We start from the raw sequence: 23,553 nt of genomic DNA on the forward strand, positions 1-23,553 counted from the left end.
GCTCCTTCAGAGTTCGGGCACGACGAGATCGACGACCGGCGCTGCGACATGGAGCGGCGCGCCGGTCATGGCCTGGAGATCCTCCATCGACACAGCGGCAAGCTTCTCACGCACCACGAAGCGACCGTCGGAAATGTCGATGACGGCGTGGCTGGTATAGACCCGTGTGATGCAGGCGACGCCCGTCAGCGGGAAGGTGCAGGCCTCAACCAGCTTCGGCTTGCCGTCTTTCGTCACATGCTCGGTGATGACGAAAACTTGCTTTGCGCCGTGCACCAGATCCATCGCGCCGCCGACGGCGGGAACGCCCTTCGATCCGACCCGCCAATTGGCGAGATCGCCCGTCTGGGCTACCTGATAGGCTCCGAGAATGGCGACGTCGAGATGCCCGCCGCGCACCATGGCGAAGCTGTCGGCATGGTGGAAGAAGGCAGCACCGGGGTTCAGGGTGACAGCACGCTTGCCGGCATTGATCAGGTCCCAGTCTTCCTCGCCTGAGGCCGGGGGCTCGCCGAAATCGAGAATGCCGTTTTCGGTGTGGAAGATCGCCCGGCGGCCGGGCGGCTGGTAGCGCGCCACCATTTCCGGGAAGCCGATGCCGAGATTGACATAGGCCCCGTCCTCGATGTCCTGCGCAGCGCGCCATGCGATCTGGGCGTTGGAAAGCTTGATGTCGTCGATATCGCCGGTGCTCATGCGTAGGATACTCCGGCTCGGATGAGCTCTTCTTCCTGTTGTGGCTGTGCGACCTCGGTGACGCGGTTCACGAAGATGCCTGGCGTGATCACATGCTCCGGGTCGATCTCGCCCGGTGCGACGATCCGCGACACCTGGGCGATCGTGATCGCCGCCGCCATGCACATCAGCGGATTGAAGTTGCGGCCGGCCTTGTTGTAGATGAGGTTGCCGTGGCGGTCTCCCAGATGCGCCTTGACGATGGCGAAGTCCGCCTTCAGCCAGCGCTCCTGCACATAATGGCGGCCGTCGAATTCGGCGATCGGCTTGCCCTCGGCGAGCTCAGTGCCATAGGCGGTCGGCGTGTAGAAGGCTGGGATACCGGCGCCGCCCGCGCGGATGCGTTCGGCAAGCGTGCCTTGCGGAACAAGCTCCAGGTCGATCTCGCCGGCGAGATAGCGGTCGGTAAAAGCGCGCGGATCGGATGAGCGGGGGAACGAGCAGATCATCTTGCGGACCATGCCGGCGTCGATCATGGCGGCGATGCCGATGCGACCGTTTCCGGCATTGTTGTTGATCACCGTCAGCCCGGTCGGGCCTTTGTCGATCAGGGCATGAATGAGTTCGATCGGCGCGCCAGACCCGCCAAAGCCGCCGATCATGATGGTGGCACCGTCGCCGATGTCCTTCACGGCGTCCGCCGTGCTGCTGACCGTCTTGTCCACTGTATCCTCCGCCTAAAACCCGCCTTCGAGAGGCCGGCCACACGAAAACGGTAACGCGACGGGCCATCGACGGCAATGAGAATGTGCGATATGGTGCATTTGTTGCGATATCGCACATTTGAGGCCGGCAATGGAAACGAAGCAGAGCGACATGATGGGCGGGCTCGCCAAAGGGCTTCGGGTGATCGAGGCCTTCACGGTGGATACGCCGCGCCTGAGCATTTCCGAGGCCGCCGCGATTGCCGGACTCGACCGGGCGACGACGCGGCGCTGCCTGCTGACGCTCGCGGAGCAGGGGTACTGCGCCTATGACGGCAAGTTCTTCACGGTGACGCCACGCGTGTTGAGGCTCGGGACCGGCTGTCTCGCGACCATGCCGCTGCCCCGCATCGTCCAGCCCTGGCTGGATGACCTTTCCGAAAAGATCGGCCAGAGCACGTCGGTTGCGATCCTCGATGAGAGCGAGATCGTCTATGTCGCGCGGGCCGCGCAGCGGAAAGTGATGTCGATCGCTCTCATGCCCGGCTCGCGCCTGCCAGCCTATTGCACCTCCATGGGGCGCGTGCTGCTGGCGGCTCTGCCGGAAGATAAGGCACGAAGCCTCCTCGGCGCTGCGCCGCTTGCCCGGCGAACGCCGCACACGATGACGGCTGTCGAGAGGCTGATGACGGAACTGGAGACGGTTCGCGCGCAAGGATATGCCGCTGTCAGCGAAGAGGTGGAGCTTGGCCTCCGATCGATCGCCGTTCCCATCGTCAACGCTCGCGGGCAGGTGGTCGCGGCGTTGAACACCGGCTTTCCCGCATCTTCGGAAACGATGGAAACCGTTGCGCTAGCCTTTCTGCCGCCGCTTCTGCATGTGCGCAAGGAGCTTTCCCGGATCCTCAACTGAGGGCTGCCCGGTTCTCGCCTTGCCGTCAGCTTGCGGAGATCAACTCGCTTACCCGCCGGGCGAAGGCGTCCGCCTCGAATGGCTTGGTGATGACCTGCATGCCCTGTTCCAGATGGCCGTGGTTGAGCACGGCATTCTCTGCGTATCCGGTGATGAACAGAACGTTGAGTTCCGGGCGTTGCGCGCGAATGGCATCCGCCAGCTGTCGCCCGTTCATGCCGTTGGGCAGACCCACATCGGTGATCAGCAGCTCGACGTCCGGGCGGCTGGTCAGGATCTTCAGCGCCGACGGGCCGTCCTCCGCCTCCAGCACGGCATGGCCGAGTTCTTCCAGGATCTCGACGGCGACCATGCGAACCAGCGGCTCGTCATCGACCACGAGGATCGTGTTGCGGTCGGTCGCCGAGACGGAGCGCGTCGCTTCGGCCGGCGCTTCGTCGCTTTCGTCGTCGCCGACGTAGCGCGGCAGGTAGATGCAGATCATCGTGCCTTTGCCGACTTCGGAATAGATGCGCACGGCGCCACCCGATTGGCCGGCAAAGCCGTAGACCATCGACAGGCCGAGCCCCGTTCCCTGACCGATCGGCTTCGTCGTGAAGAAGGGATCGAACGCGCGGGCAATGACGTCCGGCGACATGCCTGTTCCGGTATCGCTGACGCAAAGCGACACATACTGCCCGGGCTCGAGGCCGCGCTCCTTGGCTGTGCGCTCGTCCAGCCAGCGATTGCCGCTCTCGATCGTCAGCTTGCCGCCGTCGGGCATCGCATCGCGCGCGTTGATGCAAAGGTTCAGGAGCGCGTTTTCGAGCTGTCCCACATCCACGAACGCCTTCCACAGGCCGCCAGCGGCCACCGCCTCAATGGCGATCGCTGGGCCGACGCTGCGGCTCATCAGATCCTGCATGTCTGCAACGATGCGGTTGATGTCGGACGGCTTTGGATCGAGCGTCTGCCGTCGCGAGAAGGCGAGAAGGCGTTGCGTCAGGCCGGCGGCGCGCTTCACCGCCGACTGGGCGCCGGTGACGTAGCGGTCGATATCGCCGATCCGGCCCTGGGCGAGGCGGGTCCGCATCAGGTCGAGGCTACCGCCGATGCCGGCGAGAATATTGTTGAAATCATGCGCAAGGCCCCCGGTGAGCTGGCCGACGGCCTCCATCTTCTGAGCCTGACGGAGCGCTTCCTCGGCCTGCAGAAGAGCGGCCGTTCGCTGCTCGACGCGCTGTTCCAGCGTATCGGTCAATGCGCGGAGCGCGGTGATGGCGCGGTCGCGTTCAGCCTCCACGGCGCGGCGCCCTTCGATATCGATGAGGACGCCGGGGAATGTGACAGGCGTGTCGTCGGGGGCGAGATCGACCCGACCGTTCGCCTCCAGCCAGTAGTATTTCCCGTCGGTGCGTCGCGTCCGGTACTGATGCGCATAGGACCCGCCGCGCGACAGGGCTTCCGCAATCGCTGCAGCAAGTCCCGCCTGATCGTCCGGATGCACGGTCTCCACCACCTGCGCGAGGCTCAGTCCGGACCGCCCGAGCGAGGGATCGAAACCGAAAGCGGCCGCAAAACCTTCATCGACCGTGAAGCGGTCCGTCGGCAGGTGCCAGGACCATGTTCCGATGATTGCGCCCGCGGCGAGGGCCAACTGGACGCGCTGGATGTTCTCGCGCGCAATCGCCTCGCTTTCGCGCAGGGCTTTTTCTGCTTGCTTGCGGGCGGTAACGTCGCGGAAAAGAACGGAGACCTGGCGGAGGCTTTTCGGCTCGACACGCGAGGCGGACACCTCGATATGGCGGCCGATCGCCGCGAACTCCTGCTCGAACCGTACGGTCTGCCCGCTCTTCAGCACGCCGCCATAGAGCTTCAGCCACACATCCGCATTCGCGGGCTCGATCTCGCGCAGGCGCTTGCCCACGATATCGGCGATGCCGGTCTGGCGCTCGTAGCCGGAGTTTGCCTCTACATGAAGATAGTCGCTCATCGGACCGTTCGGGCCGTCGATGAACTCGATGATGCAAAAGCCATCGTCGATGGCCTCAAACAGTGCCCGCCGCCGTGCTGCACTCTGCAGCGCGTCGTCGCTGGACATCTGCGATCTCAAGAGCACGACTTCCTTCTCGAGGTCTTCACGCGTCAGGGATGTCGTCTCTCTGTTCAAATTCATGCCCTTTCCGTGCGTTCGTAAAACCTGCGTCCGGCCAAGGACCTGTGCGGTGCTAACAAGGCACCAGACAGATAGGCAAGGTGTTTCTGAATGCCACTGCCCGCGGGCCGTTGATGGGGGGGCGATTTCGTCATCGTGAGACAAATTTCGCATTTTTACGAAGGAGAAAAGACGAGAATCCTACCGCGAAAGTTTCACTTGAGTTTGTAAAAATTCGGGAATTTTCTCGTCGGGAACAAACCGATGAAGGCTCAGTTTGACAGGCCACCAACCTTGGAGATGTGTTGATGACCTTACGAAGCCTAACCCTTTCGACTGCCGTGGCCCTCTTGGTTCCGCTCAGCTTTGCGACCACCTCTCTGGCGCAGGACATGGCGAAACCCACCACGGAGATGCAAGCCGTTCTCGACAAGCTGGCGGCGCTGGACGCAAAGCCCTTCTCGACGCTTTCGGTTCCCGAAGCCCGCTCACAGGCAACGCCTGCGGACGCGGCCCGTGCTATCCAGTGGGACAAGCGCCTCTCGACCAACCCCGAAGCCCAGGTCACCACGCGTGACATCGCTATTCCCTCGAAGGCTGGCGGACTTGCGGCGCGCGTCTACATTCCCGGCGGCAAGGGCCCGTTCCCCGTCGTCGTCTACTATCACGGCGGCGGCTGGGTCGTGGCCGACATCAACGTCTATGATGGCGCACCACGCGCCCTGGCGCTCGGAGCGAACGCCATCGTCGTATCCGTCGAGTATCGGCATGCACCCGAGCACAAGTTTCCGGCAGCCCACGAGGATGCCTGGACGGCTTATCAGTGGATCGTCGAGAACATCCATGAGCTGAACGGCAATGCAGATAAGATCGCGGTCGCAGGTGAGAGCGCCGGTGGCAATCTTGCAGCCAATGTCGCGTTGATGGCCAAGTCCATGAAGACGAAGCAGCCGGTGCACCAGCTTCTCGTCTATCCCGTGGCCGGCAACGATATGAACACGCCGTCCTATACGGAGAATGCCAACGCCAAGCCGCTCGGCAAGGCCGATATGGAGTGGTTCGTGAAGAACGCGTTCGCCTCCATGGATGAAACCTCGGACGAGCGCCTCAATCTGGTCGGCCGTACGGATCTCGCAGGCGTTGCACCTGCAACCCTCATCATGGCGCAGATCGATCCTCTGCGCTCGGAGGGCGAAGCCTATGCCGCGAAGCTGAAAGATGCGGGCGTGAAGGTCGAGACGAAAACCTACCCCGGCGTAACACATGAGTTCTTCGGCATGGCGAAGGTCGTTCCCGAAGCGAAACAGGCGATGGACATGGCAATCGCCGACCTCACCGCCGCCTTTGCCAAGTAAGGAAGAATGATAATGAAAAAGACATTCACCGCCGCCTCTCTGGCACTTGTGCTCCTCGCGGCACCGCTCTCGCCGACCTTTGCGGCCATGCCCGCCAGTTCGGACACGGCGGCCGCCGCTTTCAATGTGGACAAGGCCTCCTTCGTCAAACAGGTGACGAGCTCAAACCAGTTCGAAATCGAGTCCAGCAAACTGGCTGCGGAGAAAGCCCGCGATGCCGATGTGAAGGAATTTGCCCGGCAGATGATCGCGGATCACACCAAGGCAGGCGAGGGACTGAAGACGGCAGCCAAGCTCGATGACGCTGCACCGGCCCTATCGCCGAAGCATGCCGCGATGATCGAGACACTGAAGGGCGCATCGGAACAGGACTTCCAGCCGCTCTACATCGAGATGCAGACGGTTGCCCATATGGAAGCCGTGACGCTGTTTGCGACCTACGCCAAGGGCGGGGACGATGCTGCGGTGAAGGCCTTTGCGGCGGAAACGCTGCCGAAGCTCGAAATGCACAAGGCGCACGTGATGAAGCTCGTCGCTGCGCATTGATCTCAAAGATCTCCCCAGCCCGGCTTCGCGCCGGGCTGGGGACACTATGCCTTGGTGGCTTGCTCGAAAGCGTCCCGTGCCCGATGGACTTGAGCAAGGTTCTCTTCCGCCCAGATCCACACGCCGCAAAAGGCCGCGCCGAGGCTTTTGCCAAGTCCGGTCAGCCGATACTCCACTTTGGGCGGAACGACGGCATGGATGGTGCGCTTGATCAGGCCGTCGCGTTCCATCTGCCGGAGCGTCTGCGTCAGCATCTTCTGGCTGATGGTGCCGATTTCGCGGCTGAGCTGGGTAAACCGAAGCTCGCCTTTTTCCTCCAGTGTTTCCAAGATCAGCATCGTCCATTTGTCCGCCACGCGTCCGATCAGCTCGTGGACGAGAGCTTCGACGCGCGGGTCCACAACATCAGCGATCTCTCGTTCCATTGTCTCTGCGGGAGCTTCGGCAGGGCGGCGGTGTAGGCTCTGCATCCGACACTCTCCTTTCGGTGCGTATAAATCTTTTTGGTGCCTTCTGTTATGTGGAGAGTAACAGCGTTAGCTCTGCTGGACAATCAACGTGAACCCTATCGAACGTCGTGAGGCATGACATGAAAACCAGCGGAAACACCATTCTCATCACCGGCGGCGCTTCCGGCATCGGACGCGAACTGGCGGAGCGCTTCCACGCGCAGGGCAACACCGTCATCATCGCCGGCCGCCGGCAGGACCGACTGGACGAGGTCGCCGCAGACCATGAAGGCATCGTGGGCTATGCACTCGACATCTCCAGCCCCGAGAGCATCGCAGCCTTCGCGGCCGATGTCATCCGCAACCACCCGGAATTGAACGTCCTCATCAACAATGCCGGCGTCATGATGTTCGAGGACCTGACTCAGTCGCGCGATCTGACGGATGCGGAATCGACCATCGTGACCAATCTCCTCGGGCCGATCCGGCTGACCAATGCACTGATCGATCACCTGACGACACGGCCGGACGCCGCCATCGTCAACGTCTCCTCCGGCCTCGCCTTCGTGCCTCTCGTTTCCACGCCCACCTACTCGGCAACGAAGGCGGCGATCCATTCCTATACGGTCAGCCTGCGGGATGCGTTGAAAGGCAAGATCGAGGTCATCGAGCTTGCACCGCCCGCCGTGCAGACGGAACTGACGCCCGGACAGTCCACGCGCTCGGGCTACATGCCGCTGAACGACTTCATGGATGAGGTGATGTCGCTCTTCTCACGGCAGCCGACACCCCCGGAAATCCTTGTCAAAAATGTCGGTTTCCTGCGGTTTGCCGAGTCGGAAAAGCGGTTCGACGAGACATTGACCACGTTGAACGACTTTGCGCGGAAGGCCCGTGAGGGCGGGCATTAGGCGGCGGGGGCTTTGATCAGTGTGTCGAGGCGAGACTGTCGCATCTCTAACTGTGTTGAAACCCAAGCCAATTGTCCCGGTAGCACATTTGAAAACAGAGACTTAGAGGACTGAAATCATTCCTCTAAGAAATATCTAAAAACGACTTGCACAATAGAAAAAACTTATGAAATGAGCGTGCGGTTAGGCAAGGCCTGTCGAAACCCAATCGCATGCTGCTCGTCCGAAATCCCAAGGTCCAGGCGACCGGCACTCCCAAGAAGTTGAAATCCATCTTATTGGCTAGGATCATCAACATGTAAGGTTACCGCAAAATCGATGTTCAGGCCTACATACGGACGATCTGATCGAGGGTGAACTGCGCAGTCTTGATCTGGACGCTCGCCTTGCCAGACGGCAAGAGCGGTCGGTGCCGCTGATCGCCGAAGTGCGGATCTGGCTCCTCCATCACCGTACACATGTCGCGACGCGCCTCCTGAATGGAAAGATTGCTCTGGACGTCTTTGCGGGCCTGCATCAGTAGAAGGACCAGCGACGAAAAGACGATAATGGCGACGATGCCGGAGCGGGCTTCCATGGGGCGGCGGGCGGACATCGGTCTTCAATCGACTGCTTCGGCGCCGAGCGAGCCCCGGCCGAGTCCGACGCCCAGCCGGTCAGGCGCGATGGCTGCCAACGCAAGATAGAGAAAGCCTGCCAGGGGGGCGCCGACCAGAGGCGTCACGATGTCGAGAAGATAGAACCAGATGAAGAGGGTCGCAGCCACCGCGACGCCGAGCGCAATCAGCGCCGCCGCGTTGAACCGCATCTCGTGACCTCTTAAAAAAACGGAATGGGCGCGCACGACGTAATAATCTGCCACGATGATGCCGCCGATCGGCGGCACGACGGCTGTCAGAAACGTTGCCCACGAAAACAGATCGCCGACGATGCCGCCAAGCGCGAGCAATCTGCACATGATCAGCGAGCCTCGGGTTTGAACTTCCAATTCTCTGAAACAAGAACCTGATGTCCCGGCGCCACACATTCGAACAGGTCGCCTGCATCATGGTGGGGAAGTTGTTCCGGCAAGCGCTTTTCACCGGTTCGCCGACGTCCGAGGCGCGGCACTGCCTCCAGTAACATTTTCGTATAAGGATGCCGGGCATCGCCCACAACGCTTTCCGTTGGCCCGCATTCAACGATCCGGCCGCGATGCATGACCGCGATACGGTCGCTTAGATGGGCGACGACCGCCATATCGTGTGAAATGAACAAATATGAGAGGGCGACCTGTTTCTGAATATCGAACATCAGATCGAGGATCTGCGCCTGGATGGTTACGTCGAGTGCGGAGACCGGTTCGTCGGCGACGATGATACTTGGTCCCGGCGCCAGCGCTCTTGCGATGGCAACACGTTGCCGCTGCCCGCCTGAAAACTCGTGGGGGAAGCGATCCACCTGGTCTGGCCTGAGGCCGACCTGGACGAAGAGCTCGGATACCCGTTCGTGGATATCCCTCCAGTTTGATATGCCGCTGGCAAACAGACCTTCGCCAATCTGGCGACCGACTTTAAGTCGTGGATTGAGCGAGGAGTAGGGATCCTGAAAGATCATCTGGCTGCCGCGAAACAGCTCACGTCGATTGGTGGTGCTTACGGTGGCGACGTCGACGCCGCCGATCCACACCTTGCCATCGGTCGGATTGTCGAGGCCGACGGCGATCCGGCCGAGCGTGGATTTGCCCGAGCCGCTCTCCCCAACGATCCCGAGCGTTTCTCCGCGTTCGAGCAACAGCGAAATGCCGTTAAGCGCGTTCGTCTTTCGCCCCGACGACGTGAAGCTACGGCGGATGTCCTGAAGCTGGAGGAGGGGTTTGCCATTCATGATGTGCGGCCTCGTCGTCCCTCGGCATGTCGCTGGCGCATGGCGCGCTCAACGGTGAGGTGAGACGCGATGAGCCCCTTGGTATAGTCGTGTTGCGGATTGGTGAGGATATCCCCAACAGTTCCGGTTTCGACGATACGGCCCCCGCGCATAACCGCAACGCGGTCCGCGGTCTCTGCGACGACACCGATGTCGTGGGTAATGAGAAGAACCCCGGAACCGTGGCGCGTCTTCAGGTCTACGAGGAGGTCGAGCACCTGCGCCTGCACCGTGACGTCAAGCGCCGTCGTCGGTTCGTCGGCGATCAGTACGCCGGGCTTGAGGGTCAACGCGGCTGCGATCATAACGCGTTGCCGCATGCCGCCGGACAAATGGTGGGGATATTGATCGAGAAGAGATTTAGGATCGGGGATGCCGACATCATCGAGAGCCGCGATCGCGGCGATGCGCGCCTGATGGCGAGGCATTCGCTGGTGGCGGATGAGCCCCTCCGTCATCTGCCTGCCTATTTTCAGGACAGGGTTGAGCGAGGTCATCGGTTCCTGGAATATCATACCGATACGTGCTCCGCGCACGTCCTCCATATGCCGCCGGTCAAGGCCGGCAATCGCCGTGCCGTCGATCGAAATGGTGCCATGAAATCTGGCTGCATCTGGCAGAAGCCGCATGATGGCGAGCGAGGTCATGCTTTTTCCGCTGCCGGACTCGCCGACCAGCGCGAGGATCTCGCCGCGCTTGAGGGTGAAACTGATATCATCGACGGCCGCAAATGTACCGGAAGCCGTTGGAAAAGTGACGGAGAGGTTCCGCACGTTCAGAAAGGATTCGCTCATGATGGTGACTTCCGCCTCGGGTCGATCAAGTCGCGCAGGCTATCGCCGATCAGATTGAAAGACAGCACGGTGACACAGATCGCCAGACCCGGAAACAAGAGGATCCAGGGCGCCTTCGTGATGTAGTTGCGCCCGGAGGCAAGGATGCCGCCCCATTCCGGCGACGGTGGCTGGACGCCAAGGCCGAGGAAGGAAAGACCCGCTGCCGAAAGAATAGCCGAGGAAAAGCCGAGCGTTCCCATGACGATGAGGCTCTGCGTGATGTTCGGCATGACATGCACGCGCACCAGCCGGGCCGAGCGGATGCCAGCGAGCTGTGCCGCCTCGATATAGGGTTTGGCGCGCTCGGCTGCCGCAAGACCATAGGTGACCCGGGCGTAGAAGGGGATGAGGCTGATTGCGATCGCGAGCGTCGCATTGCCGATCCCAGGTCCGAGAAAAGCGACCAGCGCAAGGGCGATCAGCGTGTCGGGGAAGGAGTAGAGCACATCGATCAGACGCAACAGGACGGACTGGATCACACGCCCTGAAAAAGCCGCGATGAGGCCGATCAATCCGCCGGCAAGAATACCGGTCAAGACCGCCGTCAGGCCGATGCCCAGCGATAGCCGTCCGCCGTGGAGAACGCGGCTGAACAGGTCCCGGCCGAACTCGTCCGTCCCGAACAGATGCGTAAGCCCCGGTGCGGAAAGGCGCGGACCCGATGCCATACGCATTGGGTCGTAGGGCGCGATGACGGGGGCGGCGAGAGCAAGAATGATGATGACGAGCGCAAGGCCGAGCCCGATGATGACGCTCCATGGCAAGGCCCGTCGCCGGATTGTGGTTGTCGGGACCATACTCATCTTTGCCTCATGCGCGGGTCGAGAAAGCCGTAGAGAATATCGATCAGCATGGAAACGATGACGACCGAACTTGCGAAGACGACAATGAAGCCCTGGATCATCGGATAGTCGCGCTCAAGCATGGCCTGCACCGCGAGGCGGCCGATGCCGTTCCAGGAAAACACGTTCTCGACGATCACCTGACCGCCCATGAGATAGGCAAAGACAAGCCCGACGACGGTGACGATGCTGATCAGGGCGGGCTTCAGAGCATGAACGAACAGCACCTGATGTTCGCGCAGTCCCCGTGCGCGGGCCGTGCGGATGTAATCCTCGGCAAGAATATCGACGAGTGCCGAGCGGGTCATGCGGGCGACCAGCGCGCAGTAGGTAAGGCCCAGCGTCAGGGCCGGGAGAACAATGTTGCGATAGCCTGAACCCGCGACCGGAAACCAGCCGAGCTTGAGCGAGAAGACCTGGATCATGATCAGTCCAAGCCAGAAGCCGGGGATCGAGACACCGAGAACCGCGATGACCATCACGGCGGTATCGGCGAGCCGCCCACGGTTGATGGCGGCAAGGAAACCCAGAGGAATGCCGATCAGGAGCGCGACCGACAGGCCGGAGACGGCCAGCGCGAACGTGTTGGGAAGGCGTTCGAACAGAAGCCGCGCCACGGGTTCGTTTCCACGGATCGTCGTTCCGAGATCGCCTGTCAGCACATGGGAGGCATAGAGGACAACCTGTTGCCAGACCGGAAGATCGAGCCCGAGCTGGGAGCGCATCTCGGCCATGACTTCGGGCGTCGCCGTCACCGACTGGGCCATCATCGCCGTGACCGGATCACCGGGAACGACATGGATAAGAATTCCGGAGAGCACGATCACCGTCAAGACGGTGACGAACGCCGTCAGCACTCTCTTTGCGATCAGGAAAAGCATGAGATTCCGTCTTCGATTGTGACCCGCTCCAGGCTTTGCCTGGAGCGGGATGCTGTTCGTTTACGATTTGGTCACGTCGTTGAAGATGAGTGAGGCCGAAAAACCCATCGTGAAGCCATCGACCTTCGATGTCGATGCCATCAGCCAGCCCCAGCCCGGTGACAGGAGCGGAATCGCGTAGGCATTCTCCATCAGATATTTCTGGATCTCGTGGATCTTGGCGGCCCGTGCATCGCCACTGAGCTTGCGCTGCTCCTCAAGCATGGCATCCACGTCGGCGTTCAGGCCCATGTTGACGAAGCCCGGCTGCTTCCAGAGAAAGTAGAGGTAGTCTGGATCGACGCCCGACATGCCCATGGTCCAGACAGCCGGTTCGCCGTCGGTCTTTTCGTTAACGCCCTTCATGTGATCGAAAAAGGCGGCCACTTCCCGGGTCTCGATCTCGGCCTCCACGCCGATGGCTGCGAGATCCTGCTGCATGATCTGATGCATGGCGTCCCAGCCTGGCAGCTTGTGAACGAGAAGCTTGACCTTCAGCGGCTTGTCGGGGCCGTAACCGGCTTTCGCCATCAGGGCTTTTGCCGCTTCCGGATCGTAGGTGACACCCCATGTCGCGCACAGCGCTTCGTCGGTGGCGAAGAGATTGGGAGCGACCGGGCAGTTGGAGGTGTTGACCAGGCCTTCGAAGGCTATCGAGGCATAGGCATCGCGGTTCATCGCCATGCCGATCGCCTTGCGGATATCGGGATTGTCGAGCGGCTTGATCTTCCAAGTAAAGGCAGCAAGCATCTGCTGACCGGACAGTTCGGCGGAGTAAACCTTGAAGTTGCTGTCAGCCTTGAGATCGGCTGCTTCCTCAAGCGAAGGCTCCACCATGTCGACTTCGCCGGAGCGCAGTGCTGCCATGCGGGCGACTGCTTCAGGGATGACCTTCAGCATCAGCGTGTCTATATGCGGTTTGCCGGGATTTTTGACCAGTGGGTTGACGTTGGCATAGTCCGTATTGGCCTCCAGCTTGATGCTGTCGTTGCGGGTCCAACTGGCGAACTTGAAGGGACCGGTGCCGATCGGCTTGAATTCGCTGCCGGCAACCGAACCCGGGCAGATGAAGGCAGCCTGGATGCTGGTCAGGAACGAGGCGAAAGGACCGTAAGGTTCCGACAGGGTCAGCTTGAGCGCCTTGCCATCAACGCTGGTGCCGCTGATCGGACCCCATGACGAGAGATTGGGATTGACGGTCGCCGGATCGAGGGCCCGATCGACGCTGGCTTTTGCTGCGGCGGCATCGAACACCGAGCCGTCATGGCATTTCACGCCGTCGCGGATCGTGAAGGAATAGGATTTGCCGTTGTCTGACATCGACCACTCGCTAGCTAGACCTGGATGGACGGAACCGTCCTTGTCCATGGTCAGCAGGGTGTCGAAGATCAGGTTTGTGACCTGCAACGACTGGGTGGTGCTGGCCTTCTGCGGATCCAAGCCGTCGGCATCGACCGACCGGGCGATGGTCAGATCGGCCGAAAGGGCTGGAAGCGTTGTCAGCAAGGCTCCCAGTGACAGCATCAAGGCCGAGGTTCGAAGTGCGGTCTTGCGAAGTCTTGATCTCATCTCTCTGTTCCCTTTTTATCGTGTTGAGACGTCATGCAATGGAAATGGGTGGTCTCCTGTCCGCCCAAGGACGGGCGGTTTCAAGCTGCCCCGCCAGACGGAACAGCAATCCTTCGGCAGCCGGTGCTGCTGCGAACTGAACCCCAATCGGCAGCGCGTCTGCATTCCAAGAGAGGGGCACCGACATGGCGGGTGACCCGTTGATGTTGAAGATATGCGTGTACGGCATCCACGACAGGTAGAATTCGTAGTGGCCGCGCATGGAGGTCGCCTCCGGAAAGGCTGCGTGCGGCAGCGGCGGCTGTGCGAGCGTGGGAGAGAGGACGACGTCGTACCTGTCGAAGGCAGAGGTAACGGCGGCGGCGACCCGATGCAGTCGCGTTGTCGCGACATTGACATCGACCGCGGTAATCTGGTTGCCGGCCTCGATCATGTCCCAGAGCATGGGGGGGAAATCCGCAGCCGTGAGGGGGCGGCCGATGACATCTGCTTCCAGCCGCATGTCGGTCGCATATTCCGCCAGAATGAAGGTTTCGAACGCATCCCACCCGTCGTCCGGCAGGTCTATGTCATAGGGTTCGCAGATATGGCCGAGGCTTTCCAGCAGCCTCACCGTCTCCGCAACGGCCGCTTTGCAATCTTCATGGGTTGTTGCGCCATAGGGTGCACGCGTGGACACGCCGACCCTCAGCCTCCCCGGATCGCGATCGACGTCCTCTGAAAATTGACCGCCTTCGGGCGCGTTGAAGAATTGCCCGCGGTAAAGACCCGACGTTGCATCAAGCAGGGCCGCGCTGTCGCGTACAGAACGTGTCAGCGCATGCTCGACCAGCATGCCTTGCCACGTGCTTCCGGCCGGCGCCACCGGATTGCGTCCGCGAGTCGGCTTCATGCCGAACAGCCCGCAACACGAGGCGGGCACGCGGATCGAGCCGCCGCCGTCATTGCCATGGCCCATCGGCACGATGCCGGCCGCAACGGCGGCGGCGGTCCCGCCGCTGGATGTGCCTGCCGTCTTGCCCGTGTCCCAGGGGTTGGAGGTGACGCCATGGGCACGCGACCGCGTCGTCCAGTCCATGGCAAGCTCCGGAACCGCCGTCTTGCCAAAGATCACAAGTCCGGCTTTCTTGAACCGGCGAACCAGTTCACTGTCGTCGGCGGGCCTGACGCTTGCGCGCGGAGGCCAGCCCGCCCCGGTCGGCTGGCCGGCATAATGGGCCGTCAGATCTTTGAGAAGAAACGGCACGCCTGCGAAGGGTCCCTCGGTAAGCTCCTCACGAACGAAGCGAGAGGCCTCGTCCTCGAAGGTCGCAACGACGGCGTTGAGCGGGCCATTGACGGCCTCGACAGCCGCCATGGCCGTGTCCAGCAACTCCTGCGGCCGAACTTCGCGTCGTTTCACGAGGTCCGCCAGCCCTGTCGCGTCGTATTTTACATAATCACTCAACAGCATGAGTGTCATCCCTTCCGTCATCTCTGCTGAAAATTACGGCGCGCTTATATTTTTGGCATGATCCGGAAGGGTGAGTTGGAAAAATAACTTCATCTCACCCTTAAGGGTGATAGGCTGCCTGAAAATAAAGAGGTCCTCCACGGGAGCGATGCTGTGCGACGCGTGAACTTCCTGAGCCGACGATCCTTGCCTCCGCATGCATCAGCCGGCGTCATAGACCGGCCGCGCCTAACGAAAATGGCAGGCATTCTTGTGCGCCATCGGCTGGCGCTGGTGCATGCTCCGGCAGGATCGGGAAAGACCACGCTTCTTTCGCAGTGGCATCACGCCGTTCAGGCCGCCGACATCCGCACGGTCTGGTATTCCGCCGGTGACGATGACAAGGACCCCATCAGCCTTGCTGAATATCTGTTGCTAGCGATCGACCAATCCACAGGGTATCTTGGTGGCAGCTCTGCCGATGTGGCTGGAGACTTCATTCCGGCGGGTGACGAGGATGATGCTGTTCGGCGTCTCGTCGCCGCCGTTGCCGAACTGGCGACCGACAATCCCTTCGTGCTGTTTATCGACGACTATCACCTCTCCGAAAGCAGCAGCGGCGTGGCGACGATCAATGCCCTGCTGGCGGCCCGCCTGCCGAACATGACGGTAGTGCTTGCGAGCCGCACCCGTCCGACACTGGCCGTCGGGCGCTACCGTGCCAATGGCGAGATGATTGAGGTGTCGGTCGCCGACCTGCAATTCGACGAGAGCGAGACCGAGGATTTCTTTCGGCTCGCCTCCAATGTCGCGCTGTCATCGGCGCAGAGCCGACAGATGCGCGATCATACCGAAGGCTGGGCCGCCGGACTGCGTCTGGCCTCTCTAGTGCTGGGCCGGACACCGGGCAGTTTCATGGAGACGGCACCGGCCGGAAGCCACAGGGCATTTGCGGATTATTTCCTGGAGGAGGTGATTGCCGGGCTTCCCGATACCGTCTGCACGTTCCTTGCCAGAACCTCGATTCTTGAGACCTTCAACGCCGATCTCTGCGGTGCCGTGTCGGATCAGGAAGATGCCGGCTCGACCCTGGCTGTGTTGGAGGAGACGCAGCTTTTCATCGTGGCGCTTCCCGGCGCGCAGCGCTGGTACAAATACCACCATCTGTTTCAGGAGTTCCTGCAGACGCGGCTCTACAAGGAGGGGCTCGACAGTTTCTGCAATGCCCACGAGCGCGCGGCGCGATGGTTTATTCGGTCGGGCTCGCCCGTCGATGCCGTCCGGCATGCTTTTCTGGCGCGCCAGCCCACATGGGCAGCGGAACTCATCGAGCGCTACTGCCTCTACGACTATCTCAGCCACGGCCGGTTCGAGACCTATTCCCACTGGATGCAGCAGTTGCCGCGTGAATCTCGCGAGGAGCGGCCGTTGCTGATGTTCCTGCTCGTCTGGCGCTCCATCAATATGCGCCGGTTTCTGCAGGCCGAGCAGACCTTGATGGCTATCGAGACCGCAGCGCGCGATCCGGAAAGCCGGTTTTCCACCATCGCGCGGGAAGAGGGTGTCGATATCCAGGGGCGCCTACATTTGATGCGGGCGCTGATCGGAGCCTATGGCGGCGATCTTTCTGCGGGTGGCACGCACATTAAGGCATTGGATCGCAGGGAACTGGACCATCTGGCGTTCGGCCAGGTTGATCTGGACTCCATCCACAGCTACCTTGCTTTCAACGCTGGCGATCTGGAACAAGCCGAACGGCTGACGTTCAAGGCCAAGGGTGTCTACGATGATATGGCGTGCCACTGGGGCGGCATCCATTCGCGTTGCATCGCTGCGATGTCCTATCTGGCGCGGGGCTGGTTTGATCAAGCCGAGTCGCTGCTCAAGGACGCGCTGACCATCGCTCAGAAACACTTCGCCGAGAATTCCTACATGGTGGCCTTGCCGTCGGCACTGCTCGGTACGGTCGCGTTCAACGCCGGCGACCTTCCGCTCGCCGAAGACCTCTGGCTGCGCTCCATCCCGTCGGAGACCTCAACCAATGTTTCGGGCCTCTCCGAACGCGTGCTGACATCGACCATCGGCCTTGCGCGCCTTTACGATGTCCAAGGCCGTTTCGATGCGGCATCCGCTTTGCTCGTCCGCGCCAGCCGGCGGGCTTATGAAACGGAGGATTTTCGGCTTGAATTCCAGCTTGCAATCGAACGCGCCGACCGGGCTCTGCGTATTGGCAATACTATCGAGGGTCGGCGTGAACGGGAAAGACTGGGTTTGCAGCTCGCCGAAGCGGAGAAAAGGTTCCCACGCGTAGTGTGGCAGATCTGGGATGCTTTCGACGTGGTCGAAGCGCGTATTCTGGCTACCAGCGGACGGATGGATGGTGCACGCGCTCGGCTGGAGGGCATCAGCCGCGTCGCCCGCCTTCAGGGCCGCCTAGTCTATGCGATCCAGTGCGAAGCCCTGGCGGTGACGTATCGGTGCGAAGACGATAATCCGGCCGAAGCTATGAACGCAGCAATGGACGAGGCGGGGCAGATGGGGATGGGAACGCTTTCAGAGCAGTTTCTCTTGCCCGTTTCACAGCAGCAAAAATACGTCGCACGCGTAAAGCAGGGGCTGTCTGGAAACCCGTCTCAAGCCGGCGGATTGACTGTCCGCGAAAATGCCGTTCTGGAGCTTCTGCAATGGGGATTGTCCAATCAGGACATCGCAACGAAGCTTGGTATCAATCTCAACACTGTGAAATCGCACATCAAGAATATTTTCGAGAAACTCGACGTCAAAACGCGCACCCAGGCGGTTCTAAAAACATTAGAGCGATGATTAGAGGGTCGTTATGCGTATCACATCGCCAAGTTGCTTCCCGTTCGCTTTCCGTAAATGACGGTTTCAAATCCACCAAACTCGAGCCGTTTTATTCTGACCACACCGGGACGACCTATTTTTGCGGGCCGAAGTGTGCACACAGAAGACATGCGTCAGCATTTAAAAATCGGAAAGCGGTCTAACTTCGCGGATATAAGGAATTGCGTAGCAATTGCAAGGTGGGGCCTATTCTTCAGGCCAGAGTGAGATTCCTGTCGCCCTGCTTCCGCCGCGCTGGTGCGGTCTGGTGAAGATAGACAGCGAACGTGTCCCACGGCGGCGTGATGGAAAGTTGCCTGAGAAAACGGCAGCAGTGATGCTGAGACACGACCCAGTCCTGGATTGTCCCGGTGTTCGGGCGGCAGGGGGATGTCGACGATCCGGTCGAGGCTGCCTTCATCGAGTACGTCGCGCAGCGATTCGGTCTGCTTGCTCACGGCGTCCGACACGGTTTCCCTGATGAGATCGGCCTTCCAGGGAACGTGGGGATAGCGGCGCCGTTCGTCAGGCCAGCTCCTTCATGATCGTAGCAAGGCCCGAGCCTGCAATTCCATCCGAGCGGAACCGCTCGACGGCGACGTCCATGATCCTGCGGCGCGACGTGTCTCTTCGGCCCTTTTTGTGTCGCATGACACTTCTTCCAAGTTTCTATTGCATTACGATTGTAATATTAGTAAGTCATCATAATGCAATTGTCTCCGAACCTTAAATCCGGGACCTTCATCTGCGGGAAAAAACATGGACGCCGTAAGAACTGCAATCGTGACTGGGGCATCCTTTGGCATCGGTTTGGCGAGTGCCGAGGCCCTGGCCAGGTCAGCTTGCTGCGACGTCTCTTGCCCGCATCGGTGTTCGACAAGGCTTTGCGCCAGCAGTTCGGCATGCCGGTCTGATCGCAGCCTCGACTTGGCCGCCTGATTTCCGGTCGTGCACCGACAAGGAATATCAGGTGGGCCATATTCATCTTCACTACCCGACAAAGGACAGAAGAATGACCTTCAAAGCGCTTTTGGCTACCAAAGATGGCGATAAACTTTCGACCAACGTGGTCGAACTTGAAGACAAGGACCTCATGCCGGGGAACGTCACGGTTACGGTCGACTATTCGACCGTGAACTACAAGGACGCTGGGGCACTGGGCGATTATGACGTCATCAAGCAGTTTCCGTTGATCCCGGGCATCGATTTCGCAGGAACGGTGGAAGCCTCTTCCTATCCCGGCATCACGATCGGCGATCGGGTCGTCGCCAATGGCTGGGGGCTGGGCCAGACGCATCATGGCGGCTACGCGCAGAAAGCGCGGCTGAACGGCGACTGGCTCGTCAAGATCCCGGAGCCGTTCTCGACCAAGGATGCCATGGCGATCGGCACCGCAGGCTACACCGCCATGCTGTCCGTACTGGCTCTTGAACATGGCGGAATCACTCCGGAGCGGGGCGACATCCTCGTGACCGGAGCGAATGGCGGTGTTGGATCGCTTGCGATCGCGCTTCTTTCCAATCTGGGCTACCGGGTTGTCGCCTCGACCGGGCGTCCCGAAGAGGCCGATTATCTGCGCGAACTCGGCGCTGCCGAAATCATCGACCGCCGCACGCTCTCCGAACCGGGAGAGCCTGTCGCGGCCGAGCGTTGGGCAGGCGCGGTGGACTCGGTTGGCAGCCACACGCTGGCGAACGTATTGGCACAAACCAGATATCGCGGTGTGGTAACCGCTTGCGGCATCGCTCAGGGACACCTAGCTTTGAAAAAGACCAGGGCGGAAAGCCGACGAAGAACCGCGGGCCTGACAGAGAGACGCTGAAGGCCTTTCCTCTGGGTGTCGTGCTGAAGGCATGCCCACAGATTATCGACTATGGTCCGGCAGGATCTGTGGGTGATTGGCGTGATCTCATGTCGGCCGCGGTTGTGGTGAGATCGATGCTGGGTGTGAGCCCGTCGGCCTATCAGGAGGCGTGCGAAACCATGGGGCCTGAAAACGCAGCGGTTGCGATTGCCTGTATCCTTGAGAGGGCGGCGCATATCAACTCCGCGGGCGGCTATCTACGTGATCTCACCAGCCGGGCGGCGCGCGGGGAGTTTTCACTCGGGCCGATGATGATGGCACTGCTACGGTTGAACGGGGAGGCTGGAAAGCGGTTGGCGTGACTGATCATTGACATAAGAGATTTCAATTGCCATAACTACCCCAATGGGTTATAAAACACTATGCAGACAGTTGCTGAAACACCGCTTTTCGTCAAACAGGCCGCGGCCCTATTTACGGACGACGAGCGCAAGGATCTTATCGACTTTCTGGCGACCCATCCTCAGGTCGGTGATGAAATACCGGGTGCGGGTGGTGTCCGAAAGCTAAGATTTGGTGCCAAGGGTAAAGGCAAACGGGGTGGTGCCCGCGTTATCTATTACTGGTACGGCGACGACGCGCCCATTTATGCGCTTCTCGTCTACGGAAAGAATGAAAAGACCGATTTGAAGCCGGAAGAGGCCAAGGCGGTTGCGGCGTTCGCAAAGGCGATCAAAGCGACGTACAGGAGTAAACCATGAGCGAGACAACAAAATTCGGCGAGGATTTGATTCAAGCTATGACCGAAGCTCTGGGACATGCCCAGGGTAAGGACGTGGTTGGACTTCGCATCACTGCCGTTGATTTGGAAACCGTGGACGCAAAAGCAATCCGCCGAAAGCTACACCTGACGCAAGACGAAATGGCTGCATTTCTCGGCACGAGTGCTTCAGGATATAAAAAGTGGGAGCAGGGGGCTCGGCAGCCGTCAGGCGCTGCTCGAACGCTTCTTCGTGTGATGGAAAAAGAACCCGAAGCAGTGCTGCGAGCGTTGTCGAACTGATTTGTTGGGCTGCTTACTTGGAGTTTCAGCTTAAATTATGCCGTTTTCTCATCGCGGGTTCCCCCCGCAGCGAACTGGACGAGGGGATTCGCATCGGACTTGAGCGCCGTACCTCGATCGCGTTCTGCGTCTAAGGTGATACAGTGCTCATCCTCATCCTGCTTCATGGCGGCCGGGATTCCACCGACGCATGGGACGGCAACTAGCCTCCTACGTCGCTGGAGACGCCACTATAGCAGCATCAAGGTTCCGTTCTGGAACATGACCCGATAATCGAGTACTTCAGCGAAACTGGGGTCTGCCAGGTTCCGTCTGAGGTATCAGTGCTCACAATCCGGTCGTTGACGAAGGTCTACAAGTTCCTTCAGCATCCTTCGCAGTTGCAGCCAAGGCTCATGCTCATGTCTGAGCCGAGGATCGTGCAGCTCAAGAAGGCAGTGAAGCTTGGCAGCGACCTCCATGAGGGAGAACGGCGGCATCAGTAGTACCACGTTGGCGGAAATACCCGCAGAGCGATCGAGGTCCCTTTCCCGCCTGACGGCAGCGCTGTACCCTATGCGAGCGTCGGCCTTTTTCCAGGCTTGCCGTCTTTGGCGTAGCGTCGATCGTGCGGCGTCGAGCCGACCTGCGTCGATCCTGGAGGACAGGTGTCGGATCTCTGCGTACGTCGTCGCAACGTAGGGCGGCTCACCTTCAAGTCCGTCGATCGCTACAGACGGATAGCCATCGAGCTCATCCAACAGCCTGTCGCTCAGCTTCCGCACTCTGCGACTCTGCCGCAAATGCTGTTGCTGGAGGATCCACCAACGTAGCCAGATTTCCCGTACTGAAGCAGGCCCCCTTTCCGTCCGAGGCGGCATGTCGGTGAAGCAGTGCTGCAAAACCCGCGCTGTGTGTGAAAGAAGGTTTCGCCGCGAGATGATGGTTGGCGCTTCGTCAGCCTTGCCGCCTGTCGTGGTGTTCTTTTCAATCGAAATTCCAGGCAGAGTTCTGCTACTCTCGGAATCAGCCATGATCCAAGCTCCTGATAGCTAGGGTTTTGGTCAGGTCGAGCAGGGTGGTTGCAACACTCTGTTCGACCGTCTGCGTGCCGCAGGCGACCTACTTTACAACAGACACAGGGCGGATCAAAGAGAATTCGCCTATATTAGGCGAATTTACATGTTACCGATTCAATGTAGGATGGCGCGCGCGGCCTTGGGGTTGAAGATCGCGGATCTTGCAGAGCGGGCCGGTATGTCGACCAACACAGTCGTCCGATTTGAAACGGGTTATGAATTGAAGCAGTCGACGGTCGATGAGCTTCGTGCTGTGCTGGAAGAAGCAGGAATCATCTTTATTCCTGAGAACGGCGAGGGGCCGGGCGTTCGCTTGCAAAAATCGCGCTCGTGATACTGCTAGCAGACTCTTTTGCTGCGGGAGCCTCGAGCGCGTCGCTAGCCATGGCGCCATCCTGCCGGAGATGATCCGACAGATCTTTTATGAAGCATAAGTTTGTGGAGTGCTTTCCCCAAAGCAGCTGAGTTTTTCGCGATTGCTCACGCTTCAATGGCCGGTCATCTCCACCAGTCCCAACATTTCCAAGACATCATCGACGAGAAGGTTGAGCGCCTGCCAGTCAGGTAGATCATGCTCGTTCACCCGCTCCTGGATCGCGGTGAGCAGCCAGCCAACGCCGGCAACATCCTCCCTGGATTTGTAATCGTCGAACGCTTCAAAGCAGGCCACGATCCGCGGCCGCGCATCGCCATTGGCGGCCGGAATGGCCGCGACCCGCTCCTGTGCTTTCCGATATGCTCTGGCGATCCGGCGTCGATCCGCCGGGCCGCTCTGCAGGACCATACCCGCCGCCCAGATCAGCGTTCTCGCCATGTCGTCGAACTCGTTTCTCATGCCGGATCAAACGCGCCTGCGAACTCTGGGTCGGAATAGTAAGCGAGCTTGCGCGCAACGATTGGACGTTGCCCGGCAAGGAACAGAAGCTCGACCTCCTTTGGCAGATTGCGCACCTCGTCAGGTGTCATGAGGGCACGGCCGGTGTGCTGCTGGCTGAGCGAGATGCCAGGATCGCTCGCATCGAGATTGCGTCCCATTGTCTGGAAGACGACCGTCTCCTGTCCAAGGAGATCGGAGATCAACCGGGCACTCTCGTGATCGTTGACGCCGAACACCTGAAGGACGCCGGCATTCGACAGGAACGTGCCGGCGCGTTTCTCGTATGTGGCGCGTAGTTGATGGATGTCCTGCAGGATCGGCCAGAGCTGGACGCCGTAGCCGGCCATCAATCCCATGGCCTGGCTGACGGGCGCGAGATACCCAAGGCTTGCGAACTCGTCGAGAAGATAGAGCACGGGGACATCCGGCTTTTGCCGATCGCGCGCCATGTCCGTGAGGCTCTGGGTGACGAGCAGGCGCAGCCAGCGGGAATAGGCCGAAAGCCGATCCGGCGGCAGCACGAGGAACACCGTGGCGTGACGCGCTTTCAGATCGGCAAACCGGACATCGGATCGTGCGAGAACAGCCGTCATGCGCGGACTGTCGAGGAAGTGCGTGTGACGTTGGGCGGATGACAGAACACCGGCCGCCTCGCGGTCGGATTTGGCAAGATGACGGTTGGCGGCACGCGCAACAAGGTTGCCGGCAGAACTGGC

General features: G+C 60.4%; 24 protein-coding genes and 3 pseudogenes. 10 read left to right on the forward strand and 17 right to left on the reverse strand.

From position 1 onward, the window contains the following. Positions 1 to 6: 6 nt before the first annotated feature. Positions 7 to 696, reverse strand: a complete 690-nt coding sequence (locus C8J33_RS19085) for a 3-oxoacid CoA-transferase subunit B (RefSeq protein ID WP_110801691.1) — start codon at positions 694 to 696, stop codon at positions 7 to 9. Next, the gene (locus C8J33_RS19090; protein ID WP_132665031.1) at positions 693 to 1,400 is read right to left on the reverse strand and encodes a 3-oxoacid CoA-transferase subunit A; all 708 of its coding nucleotides are present in this window, start codon (positions 1,398 to 1,400) and stop codon (positions 693 to 695) included. The genes C8J33_RS19085 and C8J33_RS19090 overlap by 4 nt, the downstream gene beginning before the upstream one ends. Before the next feature lie 130 nt (positions 1,401 to 1,530). Here C8J33_RS19090 and C8J33_RS19095 point away from each other — a divergent pair, with 130 nt between their 5' ends. After that, entirely contained in the window at positions 1,531 to 2,292 is a 762-nt protein-coding gene (locus C8J33_RS19095; RefSeq protein WP_110801693.1) for an IclR family transcriptional regulator domain-containing protein, read from the forward strand. Positions 2,293 to 2,317: 25 nt separating this feature from the next. On the opposite strand, the gene C8J33_RS19100 is transcribed toward C8J33_RS19095, so the two are convergent. Next, positions 2,318 to 4,447, reverse strand: a complete 2,130-nt coding sequence (locus C8J33_RS19100) for a response regulator (protein ID WP_245507212.1) — start codon at positions 4,445 to 4,447, stop codon at positions 2,318 to 2,320. A gap of 287 nt (positions 4,448 to 4,734) precedes the next feature. On the opposite strand from C8J33_RS19100, the gene C8J33_RS19105 reads away from it, so the two are divergent. Beyond that, the gene (locus tag C8J33_RS19105; RefSeq protein ID WP_110801694.1) at positions 4,735 to 5,781 is read left to right on the forward strand and encodes an alpha/beta hydrolase; all 1,047 of its coding nucleotides are present in this window, start codon (positions 4,735 to 4,737) and stop codon (positions 5,779 to 5,781) included. A gap of 12 nt (positions 5,782 to 5,793) precedes the next feature. After that, positions 5,794 to 6,327 carry a DUF4142 domain-containing protein gene (locus tag C8J33_RS19110; RefSeq protein WP_110801695.1) on the forward strand — a complete coding sequence of 178 codons (534 nt, stop codon included), beginning with the start codon at positions 5,794 to 5,796 and terminating at the stop codon, positions 6,325 to 6,327. A 44-nt stretch (positions 6,328 to 6,371) separates the two neighbouring features. On the opposite strand, the gene C8J33_RS19115 is transcribed toward C8J33_RS19110, so the two are convergent. Then, positions 6,372 to 6,797, reverse strand: coding sequence for a winged helix-turn-helix transcriptional regulator (locus C8J33_RS19115; RefSeq protein ID WP_110801696.1), 426 nt, complete (start codon positions 6,795 to 6,797; stop codon positions 6,372 to 6,374). A gap of 119 nt (positions 6,798 to 6,916) precedes the next feature. Between C8J33_RS19115 and C8J33_RS19120 the strand changes: the two genes are divergently transcribed. Beyond that, on the forward strand, positions 6,917 to 7,687 hold the full coding sequence (locus C8J33_RS19120) for an SDR family oxidoreductase (RefSeq protein WP_110801697.1): 771 nt from the start codon (positions 6,917 to 6,919) through the stop codon (positions 7,685 to 7,687). A 328-nt stretch (positions 7,688 to 8,015) separates the two neighbouring features. On the opposite strand, the gene C8J33_RS27825 is transcribed toward C8J33_RS19120, so the two are convergent. Genes C8J33_RS27825 through C8J33_RS19160 form a run of 8 tightly spaced genes read right to left on the reverse strand, consistent with a single transcriptional unit; the run spans position 8,016 to position 15,212 of the window. After that, positions 8,016 to 8,282, reverse strand: coding sequence for a hypothetical protein (locus C8J33_RS27825; protein ID WP_110801698.1), 267 nt, complete (start codon positions 8,280 to 8,282; stop codon positions 8,016 to 8,018). 6 nt (positions 8,283 to 8,288) lie between these two features. Next, complete coding sequence (locus C8J33_RS19130; RefSeq protein WP_110801699.1) at positions 8,289 to 8,645, reverse strand: hypothetical protein; 357 nt, start codon at positions 8,643 to 8,645, stop codon at positions 8,289 to 8,291. Positions 8,646 to 8,647: 2 nt separating this feature from the next. Next, positions 8,648 to 9,553, reverse strand: coding sequence for an ATP-binding cassette domain-containing protein (locus C8J33_RS19135; RefSeq protein ID WP_110801700.1), 906 nt, complete (start codon positions 9,551 to 9,553; stop codon positions 8,648 to 8,650). After that, complete coding sequence (locus C8J33_RS19140) at positions 9,550 to 10,386, reverse strand: ABC transporter ATP-binding protein (protein WP_110801701.1); 837 nt, start codon at positions 10,384 to 10,386, stop codon at positions 9,550 to 9,552. The genes C8J33_RS19135 and C8J33_RS19140 overlap by 4 nt, the downstream gene beginning before the upstream one ends. After that, positions 10,383 to 11,231, reverse strand: coding sequence for an ABC transporter permease (locus tag C8J33_RS19145; RefSeq protein WP_245507213.1), 849 nt, complete (start codon positions 11,229 to 11,231; stop codon positions 10,383 to 10,385). Before C8J33_RS19145 ends, C8J33_RS19140 begins: the two co-directional genes overlap by 4 nt. Continuing rightward, positions 11,228 to 12,151 (reverse strand): ABC transporter permease, encoded by a 924-nt coding sequence (locus C8J33_RS19150; protein ID WP_110801703.1) that lies wholly within the window; start codon positions 12,149 to 12,151, stop codon positions 11,228 to 11,230. Before C8J33_RS19150 ends, C8J33_RS19145 begins: the two co-directional genes overlap by 4 nt. Before the next feature lie 60 nt (positions 12,152 to 12,211). Next, the gene (locus C8J33_RS19155) at positions 12,212 to 13,759 is read right to left on the reverse strand and encodes an ABC transporter substrate-binding protein (protein ID WP_132665032.1); all 1,548 of its coding nucleotides are present in this window, start codon (positions 13,757 to 13,759) and stop codon (positions 12,212 to 12,214) included. Between the two features lie 31 nt (positions 13,760 to 13,790). Next, positions 13,791 to 15,212, reverse strand: coding sequence for an amidase (locus C8J33_RS19160; protein ID WP_132665033.1), 1,422 nt, complete (start codon positions 15,210 to 15,212; stop codon positions 13,791 to 13,793). 237 nt (positions 15,213 to 15,449) lie between these two features. Here C8J33_RS19160 and C8J33_RS19165 point away from each other — a divergent pair, with 237 nt between their 5' ends. Continuing rightward, complete coding sequence (locus C8J33_RS19165) at positions 15,450 to 18,014, forward strand: LuxR C-terminal-related transcriptional regulator (protein ID WP_110801706.1); 2,565 nt, start codon at positions 15,450 to 15,452, stop codon at positions 18,012 to 18,014. A gap of 235 nt (positions 18,015 to 18,249) precedes the next feature. On the opposite strand, the pseudogene C8J33_RS27585 reads toward C8J33_RS19165, so the two are convergent. After that, positions 18,250 to 18,363, reverse strand: a pseudogene (locus C8J33_RS27585) (damage-inducible protein DinB); the annotation flags it as partial. 197 nt (positions 18,364 to 18,560) lie between these two features. Further along, positions 18,561 to 18,686: a hypothetical protein gene (locus C8J33_RS27830; RefSeq protein WP_280953142.1), complete on the reverse strand. Its 126-nt coding sequence runs from the start codon at positions 18,684 to 18,686 to the stop codon at positions 18,561 to 18,563. Between the two features lie 361 nt (positions 18,687 to 19,047). On the opposite strand from C8J33_RS27830, the pseudogene C8J33_RS19185 reads away from it, so the two are divergent. From C8J33_RS19185 to C8J33_RS19200, 4 genes and pseudogenes are all read left to right on the forward strand, one after another. Continuing rightward, a pseudogene (locus C8J33_RS19185) lies at positions 19,048 to 19,788 on the forward strand (MDR family oxidoreductase); the annotation flags it as partial. Between the two features lie 2 nt (positions 19,789 to 19,790). Continuing rightward, positions 19,791 to 20,201, forward strand: a pseudogene (repC, locus tag C8J33_RS19190) (plasmid replication protein RepC); the annotation flags it as partial. A gap of 60 nt (positions 20,202 to 20,261) precedes the next feature. Beyond that, a complete protein-coding gene (locus C8J33_RS19195) occupies positions 20,262 to 20,600 on the forward strand; it encodes a type II toxin-antitoxin system RelE/ParE family toxin (protein WP_110801709.1) in 339 nt (112 codons plus the stop codon). Continuing rightward, positions 20,597 to 20,902 carry a helix-turn-helix domain-containing protein gene (locus tag C8J33_RS19200; protein WP_110801710.1) on the forward strand — a complete coding sequence of 102 codons (306 nt, stop codon included), beginning with the start codon at positions 20,597 to 20,599 and terminating at the stop codon, positions 20,900 to 20,902. The genes C8J33_RS19195 and C8J33_RS19200 overlap by 4 nt, the downstream gene beginning before the upstream one ends. Positions 20,903 to 21,222: 320 nt before the next feature. Here the strand turns inward: C8J33_RS19200 and C8J33_RS19205 are convergent, their stop codons facing one another. Continuing rightward, complete coding sequence (locus C8J33_RS19205) at positions 21,223 to 21,915, reverse strand: hypothetical protein (RefSeq protein ID WP_110801711.1); 693 nt, start codon at positions 21,913 to 21,915, stop codon at positions 21,223 to 21,225. Positions 21,916 to 22,063: 148 nt separating this feature from the next. Here C8J33_RS19205 and C8J33_RS19210 point away from each other — a divergent pair, with 148 nt between their 5' ends. Next, the gene (locus tag C8J33_RS19210; RefSeq protein WP_110734712.1) at positions 22,064 to 22,294 is read left to right on the forward strand and encodes a helix-turn-helix domain-containing protein; all 231 of its coding nucleotides are present in this window, start codon (positions 22,064 to 22,066) and stop codon (positions 22,292 to 22,294) included. A 153-nt stretch (positions 22,295 to 22,447) separates the two neighbouring features. Here the strand turns inward: C8J33_RS19210 and C8J33_RS19215 are convergent, their stop codons facing one another. Continuing rightward, complete coding sequence (locus C8J33_RS19215; protein WP_245420143.1) at positions 22,448 to 22,774, reverse strand: hypothetical protein; 327 nt, start codon at positions 22,772 to 22,774, stop codon at positions 22,448 to 22,450. Between the two features lie 17 nt (positions 22,775 to 22,791). Next, on the reverse strand, positions 22,792 to 23,553 hold a 762-nt coding region (locus tag C8J33_RS19220), incomplete at its 5' end, for a type IV secretory system conjugative DNA transfer family protein (RefSeq protein ID WP_132665035.1).

Source organism: Rhizobium sp. PP-CC-3G-465, assembly GCF_004343445.1.
GTDB lineage: Bacteria > Pseudomonadota > Alphaproteobacteria > Rhizobiales > Rhizobiaceae > Ferranicluibacter > Ferranicluibacter rubi.

Bases quoted from the DNA above. Each gene is read 5' to 3' on its own strand.
- C8J33_RS19085 (WP_110801691.1), bottom strand. From the start codon at position 696: ATGAGCACCGGCGATATCGACGACATCAAGCTTTCCAACGCCCAGATC.
- C8J33_RS19095 (WP_110801693.1), top strand. From the start codon at position 1,531: ATGGAAACGAAGCAGAGCGACATGATGGGCGGGCTCGCCAAAGGGCTT.
- C8J33_RS19100 (WP_245507212.1), bottom strand. From the start codon at position 4,447: ATGAATTTGAACAGAGAGACGACATCCCTGACGCGTGAAGACCTCGAG.
- C8J33_RS19105 (WP_110801694.1), top strand. From the start codon at position 4,735: ATGACCTTACGAAGCCTAACCCTTTCGACTGCCGTGGCCCTCTTGGTT.
- C8J33_RS19110 (WP_110801695.1), top strand. From the start codon at position 5,794: ATGAAAAAGACATTCACCGCCGCCTCTCTGGCACTTGTGCTCCTCGCG.
- C8J33_RS19115 (WP_110801696.1), bottom strand. From the start codon at position 6,797: ATGCAGAGCCTACACCGCCGCCCTGCCGAAGCTCCCGCAGAGACAATG.
- C8J33_RS19120 (WP_110801697.1), top strand. From the start codon at position 6,917: ATGAAAACCAGCGGAAACACCATTCTCATCACCGGCGGCGCTTCCGGC.
- C8J33_RS27825 (WP_110801698.1), bottom strand. From the start codon at position 8,282: ATGTCCGCCCGCCGCCCCATGGAAGCCCGCTCCGGCATCGTCGCCATT.
- C8J33_RS19130 (WP_110801699.1), bottom strand. From the start codon at position 8,645: ATGTGCAGATTGCTCGCGCTTGGCGGCATCGTCGGCGATCTGTTTTCG.
- C8J33_RS19135 (WP_110801700.1), bottom strand. From the start codon at position 9,553: ATGAATGGCAAACCCCTCCTCCAGCTTCAGGACATCCGCCGTAGCTTC.
- C8J33_RS19140 (WP_110801701.1), bottom strand. From the start codon at position 10,386: ATGAGCGAATCCTTTCTGAACGTGCGGAACCTCTCCGTCACTTTTCCA.
- C8J33_RS19145 (WP_245507213.1), bottom strand. From the start codon at position 11,231: ATGAGTATGGTCCCGACAACCACAATCCGGCGACGGGCCTTGCCATGG.
- C8J33_RS19150 (WP_110801703.1), bottom strand. From the start codon at position 12,151: ATGCTTTTCCTGATCGCAAAGAGAGTGCTGACGGCGTTCGTCACCGTC.
- C8J33_RS19155 (WP_132665032.1), bottom strand. From the start codon at position 13,759: ATGAGATCAAGACTTCGCAAGACCGCACTTCGAACCTCGGCCTTGATG.
- C8J33_RS19160 (WP_132665033.1), bottom strand. From the start codon at position 15,212: ATGCTGTTGAGTGATTATGTAAAATACGACGCGACAGGGCTGGCGGAC.
- C8J33_RS19165 (WP_110801706.1), top strand. From the start codon at position 15,450: ATGGCAGGCATTCTTGTGCGCCATCGGCTGGCGCTGGTGCATGCTCCG.
- C8J33_RS27830 (WP_280953142.1), bottom strand. From the start codon at position 18,686: ATGCGACACAAAAAGGGCCGAAGAGACACGTCGCGCCGCAGGATCATG.
- C8J33_RS19195 (WP_110801709.1), top strand. From the start codon at position 20,262: ATGCAGACAGTTGCTGAAACACCGCTTTTCGTCAAACAGGCCGCGGCC.
- C8J33_RS19200 (WP_110801710.1), top strand. From the start codon at position 20,597: ATGAGCGAGACAACAAAATTCGGCGAGGATTTGATTCAAGCTATGACC.
- C8J33_RS19205 (WP_110801711.1), bottom strand. From the start codon at position 21,915: ATGGCTGATTCCGAGAGTAGCAGAACTCTGCCTGGAATTTCGATTGAA.
- C8J33_RS19210 (WP_110734712.1), top strand. From the start codon at position 22,064: ATGTTACCGATTCAATGTAGGATGGCGCGCGCGGCCTTGGGGTTGAAG.
- C8J33_RS19215 (WP_245420143.1), bottom strand. From the start codon at position 22,774: ATGGCGAGAACGCTGATCTGGGCGGCGGGTATGGTCCTGCAGAGCGGC.